We start from the raw sequence: 15,768 nt of genomic DNA, 5'->3' as shown, positions 1-15,768 counted from the left end.
CCGCCCGGCCCCGACGGGCCGGGCGGAGTTGTATCGGCCGGTGCGATTAGCATCGCGGGGTGTCTGATTCCGGATTCTCGTTCAAAGTCGGTACCCGGCTGGAAGGCCGCCACGGTCGAACGGGAGTGATCAGCACCCCGCACGGAGACATCGCGACCCCCGCGTTCATTCCGGTCGGCACCAAGGCGACCGTGAAAGCGGTGCTGCCGGAGACCATGAAGGAACTGGGTTCGCAGGCGCTGCTCGCGAACGCCTATCACCTGTATCTCCAGCCCGGCCCGGACATTGTGGACGAAGGCGGCGGCCTGGCCGAATTCATGAATTGGCACGGCCCCACCTTCACCGACAGCGGCGGCTTCCAGGTCATGTCGCTGGGCGTGGGCTTCAAGAAGGTACTGGCCATGGAGGCCGTCGGCGTGCAGAACGACGATGTGATCGCCAAGGGCAAGGAACGCCTCGCGCACGTCGACGACGACGGCGTCACCTTCCGCTCGCACCTCGACGGCTCCAAGCATCGCTTCACCCCCGAGGTGTCGATGGGCATCCAGCATCAGCTCGGGGCGGACATCATGTTCGCCTTCGACGAGCTCACCACGTTGATGAATACCCGTGGCTACCAAGAGGAATCGCTGGAGCGCACCCGCCGCTGGGCCAAGCGCTGCCTGGACGAGCACGAGCGTCTGACCGAGGCGCGTTCGCACCGCCCCTACCAGGCGCTGTTCGGCGTCATCCAGGGCGCGCAGTACGAAGACCTGCGCCGCAAGGCATGTCGCGATCTGGAGGCGTTGCGTGGCGACGGCGGAACGGGTTTCGACGGTTACGGTATCGGCGGCGCGCTGGAGAAGCACAATCTCGGCACCATCGTCGGCTGGTGCTGTGACGAGCTGCCCGAGGCCAAGCCGCGGCACATGCTCGGCATCAGCGAGCCCGAGGACATGTTCGTCGCCATCGAAAACGGCGCGGACACTTTCGATTGCGTGAATCCGTCCCGCGTCGCGCGCAATGCCGCGCTGTACACCGACGAAGGCCGGTTCAATATCAATACCGCGCGCTTCAAGCGGGATTTCACGCCCATCGATTCCACCTGCGATTGCTACACCTGCGCGCACTACACCCGCGCCTACATCCATCACCTGTTCAAGGCGAAGGAAATGCTGGCGTCGACGCTGTGCACAATTCACAACGAGCGCTTCACCGTTCGGCTGGTGGATCGCATTCGCGAGAGCATCGACGGCGGGTATTTCCAGGAATACAAGACCGAGTACCTGGCCGGCTGGCAGGGCCGGATCAAGGCCCCCGGCAAATGAAATGGGGTGTGGCGCAAGGCCACACCCCATCCGGTCAACTCGCCAGCGCCGGTACCGGCAGTGGTTCGTAACTGGGTTCGTGCTTCTTGAGGAAGGCGATCACCCGGTAGGTGATGGGCAGCACGATCACCTCCGCGAGGGTCTTCCAGACGAAACCCACCACCACGTAGTTGACGAACGTGCCCCAGGAATCGATCCCGATCGCCGTCGCCGCGATGGAGCAGAAGATCAGCGTGTCACCGAACTCCCCGACCACGGTGGAGCCGATGAGCCGTGCCCACAGATGCTTCTCCTTGGTCCTCTCCTTGATGGCGACCAGCGCGGCCGAGTTCAGCATCTCGCCCACGAAGTACCCGCACAGCCCCGCCAGCACCAGCTGCGGCGTGGTGCCGAGCACGGCGTCGAAGGAGCTCTGGTAGCCGGGGTCGAGCGCCGGGAGCTGCCGGGCGATCCAGAAGCAGCCCACCATCAGCAACAGGATGCCGAACCCGAAGTAGATCGCGCGCCGTGCCGCCTTGAACCCGTACACCTCGCTGAGCACGTCGCCGATGATGTAGGCGAGCGGGAACAGGAACCAGGCGCCGTCGGTGGTGATCGGCAGGATATCGATCGGCCCGAGCTTGACCGAATGGTCGGCGAAGAACTGCACGCCCTTGGTCGCGCAGATATTGGAAATGATCAGAACTGCCGTGAACAGCGCCACGACCGGTGTGTAGTAACCCCCCGCCGCCTTCGCGAATGCCGCGTGTTCGGAGGCGGGGCGTCCAGTGCCGGCGGTGTCCGCCGGAAGTAATGCATCACTCACGAAGTGAACAGGATACCGGTCGACCTGCCTGGTGGAATAGGCTGGGCGGATGACGAATCCCGGAGATTCCGACGAGTGGTGGAAGCAGTACGGCGGGGAGGGTGTTTCGCCGGACGCGCAGTCCTCCGGATCGGCTCCGCAGCAATCGGCGCCGCCAACCCCCGGTTACTCCTCCGCGCCGAATCTTTCGAAGCAGCCGGAGACGCCGTCGGCCTCCCCCTACCCGAGTTATCCGCCGCCGCAGCCGAATTCGGCGCCGTCGTATCCGCAGCCGGCCGCCGGGCCGTATCAGTCCGGGCCCAATGCGTTTCCGCCGCCCGCGGGCGGGGCGTACCAGTCGGGACCGAATCCCTATCCGCAGGCGCCGGGTTACGGTTATCAGCAGCCGGGCTATCAGCCCTACGGGTACGCGCAGCCCGGGCTGGGCACCAACGGGCTGGCCATCGCGTCGATGATCCTGTCCATCGTCGGGTTGCTGCTGTGCATGTTCGGCGTGTTGTCGCTGGCCGGCCTGATCATGGGCGTGGTGGCGCTGAATCAGATCAAGCAGACCGGGCAGCAGGGCAAGGGCATGGCGCTGGCCGGGATCTGGGTGGGTGCGGGCGGGCTCGCGCTCGCGGTCATCTACTGGCTCTTCATCATCATCGCGGCCTCGAGCGGAACGTAGCTCTCGCCGGTACGAAAACGGGCGCGCATCCGGATCGGATGCGCGCCCGAGGTTTTCGAACGGGTTACGAGGTCTTGATGACCTGGGTGCCGCCCGCGAACTTGTCGTGCCAGCCCTGCTTGTTCGGGTCCTGGTTGATGCTGACCGCGACCCAGATCGCCAGGCCGACCTCGATCAGGCTGCCGATGAACCAGGGAATGATGCCCGCCAGCATGAAGAGATTGCGCTTGGCCGAGGTGACCGGGTCGAGGGTGCCGCCGCCGGGGGCCAGCACCTTCAGCTTCAGCAGCTGCTTGCCGAAGGTGGCGCCCTGCGCGACCTCCATGCCGACGAAGTAGCCGAACATGGCGAGCGCGGTCAGGATGCTCCACACCACGGTCAGGCTGTTGGGCAGGAAGGCGCCGATGATGCCCATCGGAATGCCGACGATGAACCCGTCGATGATGCGGGCGCCGAGGCGGATCCCCACGTCGGCCGGCTGCGCGCCGCCGCCGAAACCGGGCTGACCCGGGTACGGCTGGTACGCGTCCTGCTGACCGTACGGGTTCGGCTGCTGGCCGAAGCCGCCCTGCTGACCGTAGGGCTGCTGCTGACCGTAGCCCGGCTGCTGGGCGTAGGGGTCGGACTGCTGGCCGTACGGCTGCTGCGGCTGCTGGCCGTATCCGCCCGGCTGCTGCTGGCCGTAGCCCGGCTGCTGGCCGTAGGGATCGGACGGCTGCTGACCGTAGGGCTGCTGACCGTAGCCCGGCTGCTGCTGACCGTACGGATCGGGCTGCTGGCCGTAAGGCTGCTGACCGTAGGGCTGGCCACCGCCCTGCGGATACTGGTTGGGGTCATACCCACCGCTTGTCATTGTGTTCGCCGTCCTCGTCGAAAGTCTCGGGGGTCTGGTCGAGTCCGTACGTTACGGACACGTACTGGGTTGCAACAAGCTGTTCGGATCCAGTGTCCATGGTTCCCGCGGCAGCTTTTCCGGCCGGAACCGCTCCAGTATCTGCGGAATCGTGGTTGCGTCGCAGTAACCCAGCGACTCGCCGAGCAACATCAGTACCTGCTCGGGAGTTTCGCCCAGGGCCAGCCGATCGCGCAGGGTGACCGCGCCGTCCCGCTTGGCCAGGCGCTGCCCGGAGGTGTTCAGCACCAGGGGCACATGCGCGTAGTGCGGCACCGGAGTGTCCAGCAGGGTGGCCAGATAGGCCTGCCGCGGCGTGGACGGCAGCAGGTCGTCGCCGCGAACCACCTGGTCGATGCCCTGAGCGGCGTCGTCGACCACGACCGCCAGGTTGTAGGCCGGGGTGCCGTCGCCGCGCCGCAGCACCAGATCGTCGACCGCGCCCCGATAGTCGCCGAGCAGTTCGTCGTGGATCTCGAATTCGGTGACCTCGGCGCGCAGGCGGAGCGCGGCGGGCCGGCCCTCGGCGCGGCGCCGAGTTTGCTCGGCCGCGGTGAGATCGCGGCAGGTGCCCGGATACGCGCCCATCGGCCCGTGCGGCGCGGTGACCGCCTGCTGAATTTCCTTACGGGTGCAGAAACATTCGTAGGTGCGCCCGGCCGCGGTCAGCCGCGCGATGGCCGCTTCGTACAGCGGCAGTCGCTCCGACTGCCGCAGCACCGGCGGATCCCAGTCCAGCCCGAGCGTTTCCAGGTCCTCCAGCTGCCGCTCCTGCGCGCCGGCCTTGACCCGGTCCAGATCCTCGATCCGCAGCAGGAAGCCGCGCCCGGTGGAGCGCGCGAACAGCCACGCCAGCAACGCGGTGCGCAGATTGCCCAGATGCAGATCCCCGGAAGGGCTCGGCGCGAATCGTCCGTATCCCGTCACGTTGGCCATCGTAGGCGCACCTTCGTTCGCATCCTTCGCAGTGTGGCTACTCGTTCGCACTCTTGCGGGTGCACACAATCGGTGCGAGCCGAGAGCGAAAATGCGAACTCAGTGAATGCGCAATTCGGGTCGGAGTTGCGCCTCCGAAATGGGTTTCTCCTGGTCCAGGTCGGTGAGAAGCGTTTCGGCACAGGCGATCAGGCCGGGGGAGTCGATGTCGTAGGGTGCGGGTCCGTAGGCCTGCAGTCGCCCCGCCGCCCGCTCCAGCAGCGTTCGAGCACCCTTCGGATTCCCCCGCTGAATGTGGGTGAGGCCAACGGCGAACTGCGCGAGCCCCTGCCACAGCATCCGCTCGGCGAATGGCCCGTTCTTCCAGGCCGCCTCGAGCACCTCGTGGGCATTGAAGGCCAGCCCGTCGTCGAGCAGGCGCTGGGCGTACTCCAGGGTCGCTTCGGGCGATAACTCCAGATCGTCCGGGATTCGCGGGACCCCCGTGCTCCCGAATGGGAGGGGTCGCCCAAAACGGTCACGGGGTCGGGCATTCCGGGCACGCCCGGCCTCGTCTCGATCCCGTCCGGTCTGCTCCGGCTCGCGCTCGGTCATGGTCTCCATGATCCCGGACGTAACGACCGGCGGTCGCCCGCCCGGTTCGTTCCGTTCGCCGCACCGCGCACCGGCAACAAAATTGCTACTTCGAATAATTGTTGTGTGCAATCTACGGCTATTTCTGTGCAAATTATTTGCTGGCTAACCTTGCCCTATATTTGCTGATTGAAAACGAAAGAATGCGATCTCCTATTGGAGAACCCTGCTACTGTTTAGCGCGGGAACGGCCATCGGGGGTGCATTCCCATCGTGAAGTGCAGAGAGCGGGTTGTACGGGGCGTTTGCGCGCAACCCGGGGCGTACGTGGGATTCGCCGATCTCCTCGGATCCCAGTGTCACCAAGATCGATGCCAGCAAGATCCTGAGCATGACGCAGAAAAGGAGCTAGAACCGTGAAGCTGGATTTCACCGGCGCCGTGTGGCGCAAGAGCAAACACAGCGGCCCCAATGGCAACTGCGTGGAGGTCGCTTTTCTCGGAGACGGCAACGTGGCGGTTCGCGACACCAAGGACCACGGTCGCGGCCCGATCCTGGCGTTCACCCCCGGCGAGTGGGACGCATTCATGGCGGGCGTATCCGATGGGGAGTTCAAGCGCGCCTGAAACGGGAACTGGGCCCCGAGTCGATGTGGACTCGGGGCTTTTCGTTTGTTAGTGCCGCCCGTTGCCGGAGTGATCCTCCTGCGCCCGGCGCAGCACCGCCAATTGCTTGTGCTCCTCGGCCGATTCGGTGGCCCGGTGCTGTTCCCGCTCGGCCGGCGGATCGGCCCGGAAGAAGCTGCCGGTGCCGGGCCGCCCGGCAATGCCCAGCTCGTTGAGCTTCCGCGGCACGCGAGCGCCCTGATACTCCAGCGGAATCGGATGCCCGTGCTCGTCCACCGGCCCGAGCGGCTGATGGATCTCGATGTACTCCCCGTGCGGCAGCCGCCGGATCACCCCGGTCTCGATGCCGTGCTCGAGAATCGCGCGGTCACCGCGTTGCAGCCCCAGGCAGATCCGGTACGCGGTGAAGTACGCCAGCGGCGGCAGCAGCAGTAGCGCGATGCGGAACGCCCAGGTGGTCGCGTTCAGCGAGATCGAGAACTGGAAGGCGATGATGTCGTTGACGCAGGCCAGGGTGAGCACCAGGTAGAACGCCAGCGACATGAACCCGATCGCGGTGCGCACCGGCACATCTCGCGGCCGTTGCAGCAGATTGTGACGCGCCACCCGGTCCCCGGTCAGCCGTTTCTCGATCCAGGGATAGGCGATGAGCGCCACGAAGATGAGCGGCATGGCCAGCGCCACCGAGAACGCGCCCGGCACCGTGTGCCCGAAGATGTAGAGCTCCCAGGCCGGGAAGAGGCGCAGGAAGCCATCGGTCCACATCAGGTAGAAGTCCGGCTGAGTGCCCGCCGAGACCTGAGATGGGTTGTAGGGACCCAGATTCCAGATCGGGTTGATCTGCAAGAGCCCGCCCATGATGGCCAGCACGCCCAGCGTGAAGGCGAAGAACGCGCCCTGGTCCAGGGAGAACACCGGCACGATGCGGGTGCCGATGACGTTCTTCTCGGTGCGCCCGGGCCCCGGATACTGGGTGTGCTTCTGGTACCAGACCAGCGCGATATGCGCGGCGATGAGCGCCAGCATGATGCCCGGGAAGAGCAGCACGTGCGCGATGTACAGGCGCGGCACGATGATGTGGCCGGGGAAGTCCCCGCCGAACATCAGCCAATGCAGCCAGGTGCCGATCACCGGGGAGCCCATGGTGATGCCGGCGAAGGCAGCCCGCAGCCCGGTGCCCGAGAGCAGATCGTCGGGGAGCGAGTAGCCGAAGAAACCCTCGAACATGGCGATGATCAGCAGGATCGCGCCGATCACCCAGTTGGCCTCGCGGGGTTTGCGGAACGCGCCGGTGAAGAAGACGCGGCACAGATGCACGATCATGGATGCGCTGAAAAGCAGTGCGGCCCAATGGTGTACCTGCCGGACGAAGAGCCCGCCGCGCACATCGAAGGAGATCTGCAAGGCGGTCTCGTAGGCGCGCGACATGGTGACGCCGCGCAGCGGTTGATAGGACCCGTTGTAGGTCACTTCGGTCATCGACGGATCGAAGAAGAGGGTCAGATAGACGCCGGACAGCAGCAGAATGATGAAGCTGTAGAGCGCGATTTCACCGAGCAGGAACGACCAGTGCGTCGGAAAGACTTTGTTGATGGATCTTTTGACGAATGCCGCGGCCTGATACCGCTGATCCGCCGCATCGGCCTGCTCCGCCAGTCGACCAGCGGTGCGATTACGAGTTGCCATAGCGGTCACCCGCCCCGGGAGAGAGTGGTAAGGCTTCTACTACACACGGTAGCACCCAGACCCACTGCACCATATGCGCTTTCGCTAGGCTCACCCGGTGAATTCCTTGGCGGCCCGCGACGCCTCCGTGTACTGGTTGTCTGCCCGCACCCGCAACGATTTGTTCCTCTTGTACTGTTTCGCCGACGCCGGGCAGCCGACCGACCGGCTTCGTGCGGCGATTGCAAACCGGGTCATCGATATTCCAGATTTGCTGGTGCACGTGCTCGAAACTCCTGCAAATATTGCGTATCCGATATGGGCGCATTGCGAATTCACTGCGGAGCAGTTCGCGGAGCATGAACTGGCCGAACCGACCTGGGGTGCGCTCACCACGGCCCTGGAAGCCTTGCTGAACACCGGGATCCGCGCCGAGCACCGCGCGTGGAGGTTGCACCTCTTCCGCGGCATCACCGGTGCACCGGGATTCGCTCCCGGCGAGCCCGCCCTGGTGGCGATCCTCCAGCTTTCCCATGCCCTCGCCGACGGCCGCCGGGCCGCCGAACTGGCCCGCGCCCTGTTCTCCGAAACCCCACCCTCGTCATCCCGGCATGCTTTCAGCCGGGATCCACACACGAGCGAACCGTGTAGATTCCGGCTGAAAGCATGCCGGAACGACGGTCGGGTGGCCGCCGCCCTCGAACTGCCGCGACTGCCGATCCGCATGGCCCGCACCGTGATTCGCGGACTCGCGGCCGCCCGCGCCCAGCAGGAACTGGCCGACCTCACCGCCTCCGGTGCTGTCCCGCCCCCATCGCCGGGCGTCGTCCCGAACCTGCTCGCCGGCGACGGCAAGCTCCCGACCGGTCACTCCGTACGGATGCTGGTGCGCGATGCGAACGAATTGCGGGTCCCAGGTCATACGGTGACCGTCGTCGCCCTGACCGCCATCTCACTGGCCATGCAGCGCTATCTGACCCGGCGCGGCGAACCGTGCGAAGACGCCCGCGCCCAAGTCCCCATGGCGGTTGCCGCCACCCACGGCACCCGCAACAGCTACCGCGACCTCTCGGTAGACCTGTGCTTCGGCGAACCGGATCCGCGCGCCCGCGCCGCCGCCATCGCCGCGGATCTCGCCCTCCGAGCCGAACGCGCGAAACACCCGTTGCAGGAAGCGCAGTCCCGGGTCACCGCGGCCCTGCCCGCCCCGATCCTGCATCGCGATGTGACGCACCTCCCGATCGAGGCGCTCCCCGAACGAGTTTCGGGCCACACCGTCGTCTCCAGCGTCCATCGCGGCCCCGCCGACCTCACTTTCGGCGGTGGCGCGGTCCGTTTCACCGCCGGCTTCCCCGCCATCGGCTCGGTCATGCACCTGACCCACGGCATCCACGGCCTCGGCGACACCGTCACCCTGTCGCTGCACGCCGACCCGGCCGTCGTCCCGGATCTCGACGCCTACGCCGCACTGCTGGACGCGGCCCTGCGCGAAACCGCGACCGCCCTGAACCGGGCCTGAACAGACGAAAGCCCCGGCTGGACAGTGTCCAAACGGGGCTTTCGTGAGCGGAGGATAGGGGATTTGAACCCCTGAGGGCTGTTAACCCAACCCGCGTTCCAGGCGAGCGCCATAGGCCACTAGGCGAATCCTCCGTGGAGCAATATACCGGCTGACCCCCCGCGGAACGCAAATCAGGTAGTCGGAGGCTATTTCTTCTTCAGTGCCGTGAGCGCCTTCTGAAGTTGCTCCTTCGCCACCGAGGCCATTTCTTCCTTGCTGATGGATTCGCCGGGACCGCGATCGAGGTTGATCTTGACCTTGACCGAGACATTGCTGTCGGTGACCGCGGCGGTGTACTCCTGCACCGTGAACGAGGAGTAGTCGCTGGTCTCGGTATGCCAGTAGCCCTGGCTGCCGATGCCGGTGAGATCGCCGGAGGCGCGCCCGGAACCGGTGGTGCCGGTGTCGAACTGCTTCCAGGTGTCGTAGGTGGGGCCGCCGTAGGCGCTGGTGAAGCCGACATCGAGGGTGATCTCGGCCTCATTGTCGTGGTACTTGCTGCTGCTCGACTTGCTGGAGTAGCCGGCCTTGCAGTTCATCGAGCCGCCGCTGTAGTCGGTGCCCTTGGTTTCGGTGTGCGTGGGGCTGCCCTTGGAGGTGGAGGACCACTTGGTGAGCGCCGAGGGATCGATCAGGCTGCACGCGTTGGTGATATTGGCCATGGAGTAGTTGCCGTCCATGCTCTTCTTGTCATTGCCCAGCGGTGAGATCGGGCTGGAGTCCTTGGTGGCGACGGCGATCGCGCCGATGCCGATGCCGACCAGCACCACCAGGCCGATGACGCCGCCGACGATCCAGCCGGTCTTGTTGCCGCCGCCGGCCGGCCGCGCGGGCGTCGGGTAGGCGTAACCGCCTGCGGGCTGGGCGAATTGCTGCGCCGGCGGGACGGGCTGCGCGGGCGGGAACGGCTGGCCGCCCATCGGCTGCCCGGCCGCGTACTGGCCGCCGGTGTAGGCGGGCTGCGGAATGGCTTGTGCCGGTGGGGTGTAACCCGCCGCGCCTGCACCGTAATTGAGCATGGTCGGGTCGGCGGGCGGCTGCTGCCCGCCGTAATTCAGCATGGTCGGATCGGCGGGGGGCTGCTGGCCGCCGTAGTTGAGCATGGTCGGATCCGCTCCGGTCACCGGTTGCCCGGGATCGGTGCCGGTGGGCGGGGTCGCCCACCATTGCGCGGTCTCCTGCGCTTTCGCCGGGTCGTGCGGCTCGCCCGGTCCTGGATTGGAGCTAGTCACGTACGGTTTCCCCTCCGGTACTGAGCGGGTCGCCCCGCATGTCGGACCGATCGTAACGACCCGGGGCGGCAGGAGTCTCGGTGAGCCGCTACACTGGCCGACGGATCCAGCGCGGCGCGCATCCTGTGAACTCCCCCAGGGCCGGAAGGCAGCAAGGGTCAACGGGCTCTGCCGGGTGCGCTGGGTCCCCTTTATTTTCCGGGGACTGCGCTCTCCGTATATCGCTCCCGATTCGGTCGAGCCCCCTAGTAACGTGGGCGGTTGGATTCGCGGTCTACTCGCGGACCACACATATTCCTCGCCCTTGGAAAGGCTGTGCAGATGCCCCGGCAGACGCAACTCGGTTTGATGAGCCATGCGGAACTCGTGACGGAACACGAGACGCAGACCGCGAACTACGCGAAGCTCAAGACCGAGAAGCTCACCCTGGACATCACGCGCGGTAAACCCGCGCCGGAACAACTCGATCTCTCCAATGCCCTGCTGTCGCTGCCGGGCGAGGGTGACTATAAGGACGCCAACGGCACCGACGTGCGCAATTACGGCGGCCTGCACGGGCTCCCGGAGCTGCGCGCCATCTTCGGCGAACTGCTCGGCATCCCGGTGTCGAACCTGCTCGCGGGCAACAACGCCAGCCTGGAGCTGATGCACGACATGATCGTGTTCTCCATGCTGTACGGCAACGCCGACTCCACCCGCCGCTGGGCGGACGAGCCCGTGCTCAAGTTCCTGTGTCCCGCGCCCGGTTACGACCGGCATTTCGCGATCACCGAATCGCTGGGCATCGAGATGATCGCCATCCCGATGCTGGGCGACGGCCCGGATGTGCACGCCATCGCCGAACTGGTGGCGAACGATGCGAGCATCAAGGGTCTGTGGGCGGTGCCGAACTACTCCAACCCGACCGGCGTCACCTTCTCCGAAGCCGTGACCCGCGAACTGGTTTCGATGCCCACGGCCGCACCGGACTTCCGCCTGTTCTGGGACAACGCTTACGCGGTGCACCCGCTCACCGAGACCGCCGACCCGGTGCTGGATGTGCTGGGTCTGGCCGCCGCGGCCGGAAACCCCAACCGCCCTTACGTTTTCGCCTCCACCTCGAAGATCACCTTCGCGGGCGCGGGCGTCAGCTTCTTCGGCTCCTCCACCGCCAACCTGGAGTGGTACCTGAAGCACGCCGGCAAGAAGAGCATCGGCCCGGACAAGCTGAACCAGCTGCGCCACTTGCGTTTCTTCGGTGATGCCGAGGGCGTGCGCGCGCACATGCAGAAGCATCGCGCCATCCTGGAGCCGAAATTCCAACTGGTGCTGCGCATTCTGGAGGATCGCCTGGGCGCGTCGAAGGTGGCGTCCTGGACCGAGCCCAAGGGCGGCTACTTCATCAGCCTGGATGTGCTGGAGGGCACCGCCAGCAAGGTGGTGGCGCTGGCCAAGGACGCGGGTATCGCGCTGACCCCGGCGGGTTCGTCCTACCCGTACGGAAAAGACCCCGAGGACAAGAACATTCGCATCGCGCCGAGCTTCCCGTCCGAGGCGGAGCTGGAGAAGGCGATGGACGGCCTGGCGACCTGCGTCCTGCTCGCCGCGAGCGAGAAGCTCTTGGGCTTGTAGTACGAAAAGCGAAAGGGGCGCGTATCTTTCGATGCGCGCCCCTTTTTCGTCCGCTCAGTTCGGTTTGTGGGCGAGCACTGCGAAGATGGTCACCGACAGGTGGATGTCACCGCTGGCCGCTCCGGCCTCCAGATCGGCGAGCAGCTGATCGCGCTGGCGCTGGGTGATAGAGCCGCGGGCCACCGACATGTCCGCGACGCGAGCGACCAACGCGCCCGCGCCCGCGGTCCCGTCCTGGACCAGGGCGTGCGAGCCGATGTCGTCGACGATCAGCCCGCCCTTGGTGAGCAGCCCGGAGAGCTGGCGTCCCGCGAACGGATTGGTGGTGCGCGAGACGAGGGTCTCGACCACCTCGTGCACCACGTGCCGGTCGCCGGGATGCACGATGGCCGTGCCCCAGTCGGCGTCCATCACCACCACGCGCCCGCCGGGCTTGAGCACCCGGGTGATCTCGCCGACGGCGCGGGCGGGCGAGGTCAGGTGCTGGAAGACCCGCTCGACCAGCACGCCGTCATAGCTGTCACTCGCCAGCGGCAGCCCGTAGGCGTCGCCGGAGACGAATTTGGCGGTGGAGCCGGCCTGCGCGGCGCGCCGTTCGGCGGCGTGCAGCAGGTGTTCGTCGGGTTCGACGCCGAGCGCGATCCCGTTCGGGCCGACGGCCTCGGCGAAGTGCATGACCTCCGAGCCGGTCCCGGATCCGATGTCGAGGGCGCTCTCCCCGGTTTGCAGCGCGAGCTTCTCGTGCGCCCACGTCCGCAACCGGCGGATTCCCGGTAGCGCGGCTTGCAGATCGTGGACATCGACCAGTTGATCCTGGCCTTCGCGGTCGAAACGGTCCGGTTGCAGTCCGGACCCTGCGCCGGTTTGCGGCGCGGTTCGTACTGAAGAATTTGCCATGGTGTCGGGCATGGCGCCCACCCTAGTCGTGACCCGTGTCACCGCAACGCGGGATGGATGGGATGATCGAGCAATGGTGAGCCGCAAACTGTGTATTGCGCAGGAATCCGCCGCTGACGACCTGCTTTCCACCGATGATTTCGCCCTTTTGGTGGGTATGGCACTGGATCAGCAGTTTCCGATGGAGCACGCCTTCCGGGGTCCGCAGAAGATCGCCGATCGAATGGGCGGGTTCGATATCCGCAAGATCGCCGAGGCGGATCCGGCGGAATTCGAGGAGCTGGCCGCCACGCCGCCGGCCATCCACCGGTACGGGCGTTCGATGGGCCGCCGGGTGCAGGAGCTGGCGCGGTTCATTATCGAGAACTACGACGGAAACACCGCGGGCCTGTGGACCAATGGGGATCCGGACGGCAAGGAAGTCCTGAAACGGCTCAAGGCTTTGCCGGGGTTCGGGGATCAGAAGGCGCGAATCTTCTTGGCGCTATTGGGAAAACAGGATGGGTTGACCGCCGCGGGCTGGCGCGAAGCGGCGGGCGCTTACGGCGAGGACGGGTCGCGGCGTTCGGTGGCGGATGTGACCGATGCCGAATCTCTCACGCAGGTGCGGGAATTCAAGAAGCACGCGAAGGCGGCCGCCAAGCAGAAGTAGCGCCCGCCCGGTGCCGATTGAATCAAGGTGGTTCTAAACCTCCAATCGGCGCCGCAATTGCTTGATGCTTGCCGCGTTCGATTTGCAGGAGCACCAGCGGGAAGCAGCACCAAATGAAGATGAGGAAATTCGCCGGGATCGCGGCACTGTTGGTCACGGCGATCGGTGTGACCACCGGCGCGGCGGGCACCGCCGGTGCGGCCCCGGCCACCGCCGACCAGGGCGTCGTGAACTACGCGGCCACCAATACCGGGACCGAAACGGTGATTCACACCGATGCCGGGTCCCTGGTCACCGAGGACGGCTACTTCAAGATCAAGGCTGCCAACGGCGCCACCGTCGCCGGCACCGAACTGAAGTTCCGTGTCGACGAGTTCGAGTTCCCGATCGCCGCCGAGATCTCCGGCCGCACCGCGACTCTGACGCCGGTCTTCGACGAGGCGCACGCCGTGTACAAGCCGGTCGCGCTGCCCTACGAGAACCAGGCGCCGTGGAAGACCGAGTACGACCGTGAGGTCGCGGCCTGGACCCGGCTGACCCAGACCATCACCCTGGGCGCCACCATCGGCACCCTGGTCGGCGGCATCGGCGGGGCGGGCCTGGGCTGCATCGCGGGCGCGGCGCTCGGCGCCGTCGCGACCGGCGCGCTGGCCACCCTGTTCGGTCTCGGCCCGATCGGCGGCTGCATCGCCGGTGCGGCGGCCGTCGGCTTCCTCGGTACCGTCGCCGGGCAGATTTTCGTGACCGCGCCGGTCGCGATTGCCGCTGCGGTGCAGTACTTTACGACCATCAACCAGCCGTTCACCGCGCCCGCGAAGTAAATTCGGCGAGGTAATCCGGTGTGCGCCCGAAGGCGCCGAGCGAAGAGTTAACCCGCCCGGCACCTTCGGGTAAGCATTCGTTCGTATTTCCCCTATTTGATCTCCACGTTCCCCCTGCGGACCGCCTGATGAGGAAATACCACAAATGCTTTCGAAGAAATTCGCCGCCACCGCGGCGCTCGTGATCGCTGCCCTGGGCGTCACCGCGGGCACCGCCGGCGCTGCTCCTGCCGCGCAGGACAACGGTGTCATCAACTACGCCGCCACCACCAACCCCGAGACCGGCGTCATGGTCATCCGGACCGACGGTGACATGGTGGTCGAGGACGGCACCTTCAAGATCAAGGCTGCCAATGGCACCACGGTCGCCGACACCGACCTGAAGTTCCGCGTCGACGACTTCGAGTTCCCGATCGCGGCCGAGATCGCCGGCAACGCGGCCACCCTGACCCCGCAGCTCGACGAGCAGCACGCGGTCTACAAGCCGGTCAACCTGCCGTTCGAGAACCAGGCCCCGTTCAAGTCGGACTACGACCGTGAGCAGGCCGCCTGGAAGCGCATGGTCGACACCATCTCCATGGGCGCCTCGGTCGCCACCCTCGTGGGTGGTATCGGTGGCGCGGCCCTCGGCTGTGTCGCGGGCGCGGTTCTCGGTGTCGTCGCCACCGGCGCGCTGGCCACGCTGTTCGGCCTGGGCCCGCTGGGTGGTTGCATCGCCGGTGCCGCCGCCGTCGGCTTCCTGGGCACCCTGGCCGGCCAGATCTTCATCACCGCTCCGGTCGCGATCGGCGCGGCGTACAACTACTTCGTCACGATCAACCAGCCGTCCCTCCAGAAGTAATTCTCTCCACAGCCTTTTCGGCGGGACACAGCCCCCGTCCGGTGCATACCGGGCGGGGGCTCTCGCGTTCTTCCGATCCGCCTGAGCCCAAACCTGTTGCTGCCCGGGCCATCCTGCTGAACTGGGTCGATGGGCGAGCTGACCTCGATTCACGGTGCGGATGCCGCACTCACCCCGGTCGACGGCGCGGATCTGCGCCGCACCTTCGCGCACTTCCCCAGCGGGGTGGTGGCGGTCTGCGCCCGCATCGGCGGCGTGCCGCACGGGCTGGTAGTGAGCACCTTCACCCCGGTATCGCTGGATCCGCCGCTGGTTTCGGTGTGCATTCAATACACCTCCGAGACCTGGCCGCGGCTGGAGCAGGCCAGCCGGCTGGGGCTCAGCCTGCTGGGTTCCGGGCAGGAGGGGGCGGCGCGTTCGTTGAGTTCCCGGACCGGTGATCGCTTCCGTGATATCGACCTGCGCGGCGGAAACGGCAACGCGGCCTTCATCTCCGGGGCCACGGCCTGGCTGGAGACGTCCGTGCACGCGCAGGTTCCGGCGGGTGATCACGCGGTGGTGCTGCTGCGGGTGCACCGGCTCACCACCCACCCCGATTCCGAACCCCTGGTATTCCACCGCAGTGGGTTTCGCGCGCTGGAAAACCCGGTGCCCCCGCAGATTCGCGAAGCGACCGCCTGAA

16 protein-coding genes, 1 tRNA gene and 1 other RNA gene are annotated in these 15,768 nt (G+C 66.3%); 10 read left to right on the top strand and 8 right to left on the bottom strand.

What is annotated here, in order from left to right:
* Window positions 1–59: 59 nt before the first annotated feature.
* Complete coding sequence (tgt, locus tag NI1_RS26040) at window positions 60–1,307, top strand: tRNA guanosine(34) transglycosylase Tgt (protein ID WP_067825697.1); 1,248 nt, start codon at window positions 60–62, stop codon at window positions 1,305–1,307.
* Between the two features lie 34 nt (window positions 1,308–1,341).
* On the opposite strand, the gene NI1_RS26035 is transcribed toward tgt, so the two are convergent.
* Complete coding sequence (locus tag NI1_RS26035; RefSeq protein WP_067825695.1) at window positions 1,342–2,112, bottom strand: queuosine precursor transporter; 771 nt, start codon at window positions 2,110–2,112, stop codon at window positions 1,342–1,344.
* A gap of 49 nt (window positions 2,113–2,161) precedes the next feature.
* On the opposite strand from NI1_RS26035, the gene NI1_RS26030 reads away from it, so the two are divergent.
* Entirely contained in the window at window positions 2,162–2,779 is a 618-nt protein-coding gene (locus NI1_RS26030) for a DUF4190 domain-containing protein (RefSeq protein ID WP_067825693.1), read from the top strand.
* 64 nt (window positions 2,780–2,843) lie between these two features.
* Here NI1_RS26030 and NI1_RS39940 read toward each other — a convergent pair whose 3' ends face one another.
* The 3 genes from NI1_RS39940 to NI1_RS26015 form a co-directional block, all read right to left on the bottom strand.
* Complete coding sequence (locus NI1_RS39940; RefSeq protein ID WP_067825691.1) at window positions 2,844–3,632, bottom strand: RDD family protein; 789 nt, start codon at window positions 3,630–3,632, stop codon at window positions 2,844–2,846.
* A gap of 51 nt (window positions 3,633–3,683) precedes the next feature.
* Complete coding sequence (gluQRS, locus tag NI1_RS26020; RefSeq protein WP_067825689.1) at window positions 3,684–4,607, bottom strand: tRNA glutamyl-Q(34) synthetase GluQRS; 924 nt, start codon at window positions 4,605–4,607, stop codon at window positions 3,684–3,686.
* Between the two features lie 99 nt (window positions 4,608–4,706).
* Window positions 4,707–5,210: a DUF309 domain-containing protein gene (locus NI1_RS26015; RefSeq protein ID WP_067825687.1), complete on the bottom strand. Its 504-nt coding sequence runs from the start codon at window positions 5,208–5,210 to the stop codon at window positions 4,707–4,709.
* A 386-nt stretch (window positions 5,211–5,596) separates the two neighbouring features.
* Between NI1_RS26015 and NI1_RS26010 the strand changes: the two genes are divergently transcribed.
* Window positions 5,597–5,806 (top strand): DUF397 domain-containing protein, encoded by a 210-nt coding sequence (locus NI1_RS26010; protein WP_067825686.1) that lies wholly within the window; start codon window positions 5,597–5,599, stop codon window positions 5,804–5,806.
* A 48-nt stretch (window positions 5,807–5,854) separates the two neighbouring features.
* On the opposite strand, the gene qcrB is transcribed toward NI1_RS26010, so the two are convergent.
* Window positions 5,855–7,492 (bottom strand): cytochrome bc1 complex cytochrome b subunit, encoded by a 1,638-nt coding sequence (gene qcrB / locus NI1_RS26005; RefSeq protein WP_067825684.1) that lies wholly within the window; start codon window positions 7,490–7,492, stop codon window positions 5,855–5,857.
* A gap of 97 nt (window positions 7,493–7,589) precedes the next feature.
* Between qcrB and NI1_RS26000 the strand changes: the two genes are divergently transcribed.
* A complete protein-coding gene (locus tag NI1_RS26000) occupies window positions 7,590–8,990 on the top strand; it encodes a wax ester/triacylglycerol synthase domain-containing protein (RefSeq protein WP_084523699.1) in 1,401 nt (466 codons plus the stop codon).
* 48 nt (window positions 8,991–9,038) lie between these two features.
* On the opposite strand, the gene NI1_RS25995 is transcribed toward NI1_RS26000, so the two are convergent.
* Window positions 9,039–9,124, bottom strand: a tRNA-Ser gene (locus NI1_RS25995).
* 54 nt (window positions 9,125–9,178) lie between these two features.
* Complete coding sequence (locus NI1_RS25990; protein ID WP_067825682.1) at window positions 9,179–10,264, bottom strand: hypothetical protein; 1,086 nt, start codon at window positions 10,262–10,264, stop codon at window positions 9,179–9,181.
* A 99-nt stretch (window positions 10,265–10,363) separates the two neighbouring features.
* Between NI1_RS25990 and ffs the strand changes: the two genes are divergently transcribed.
* Both ffs and NI1_RS25980 read left to right on the top strand, forming a co-directional pair.
* Window positions 10,364–10,458, top strand: an RNA gene (gene ffs / locus NI1_RS25985) — signal recognition particle sRNA small type.
* 127 nt (window positions 10,459–10,585) lie between these two features.
* Window positions 10,586–11,875, top strand: coding sequence for an aspartate aminotransferase type Ic (locus tag NI1_RS25980; RefSeq protein WP_067825681.1), 1,290 nt, complete (start codon window positions 10,586–10,588; stop codon window positions 11,873–11,875).
* Between the two features lie 54 nt (window positions 11,876–11,929).
* Here the strand turns inward: NI1_RS25980 and NI1_RS25975 are convergent, their stop codons facing one another.
* Window positions 11,930–12,772, bottom strand: a complete 843-nt coding sequence (locus NI1_RS25975; RefSeq protein WP_067826001.1) for a methyltransferase domain-containing protein — start codon at window positions 12,770–12,772, stop codon at window positions 11,930–11,932.
* Window positions 12,773–12,845: 73 nt separating this feature from the next.
* Here NI1_RS25975 and NI1_RS25970 point away from each other — a divergent pair, with 73 nt between their 5' ends.
* The 4 genes from NI1_RS25970 (at window position 12,846) to NI1_RS25955 (ending at window position 15,767) form a co-directional block, all read left to right on the top strand.
* Entirely contained in the window at window positions 12,846–13,424 is a 579-nt protein-coding gene (locus NI1_RS25970) for an HhH-GPD-type base excision DNA repair protein (RefSeq protein ID WP_157535352.1), read from the top strand.
* A 113-nt stretch (window positions 13,425–13,537) separates the two neighbouring features.
* Window positions 13,538–14,245: a DUF8020 domain-containing protein gene (locus NI1_RS25965; protein WP_067825680.1), complete on the top strand. Its 708-nt coding sequence runs from the start codon at window positions 13,538–13,540 to the stop codon at window positions 14,243–14,245.
* 145 nt (window positions 14,246–14,390) lie between these two features.
* On the top strand, window positions 14,391–15,086 hold the full coding sequence (locus NI1_RS25960; RefSeq protein ID WP_067825678.1) for a DUF8020 domain-containing protein: 696 nt from the start codon (window positions 14,391–14,393) through the stop codon (window positions 15,084–15,086).
* Window positions 15,087–15,215: 129 nt separating this feature from the next.
* The gene (locus tag NI1_RS25955) at window positions 15,216–15,767 is read left to right on the top strand and encodes a flavin reductase family protein (protein WP_067825676.1); all 552 of its coding nucleotides are present in this window, start codon (window positions 15,216–15,218) and stop codon (window positions 15,765–15,767) included.
* The last annotated feature ends 1 nt before the right edge of the window (window position 15,768 follow it).

The organism is Nocardia inohanensis NBRC 100128, from assembly GCF_001612945.1.
In the GTDB taxonomy this organism is placed as follows: domain Bacteria; phylum Actinomycetota; class Actinomycetes; order Mycobacteriales; family Mycobacteriaceae; genus Nocardia; species Nocardia inohanensis.
Note: the sequence above shows the minus strand (reverse complement) of the source record. Positions and strands in the feature narration are given on the sequence as shown.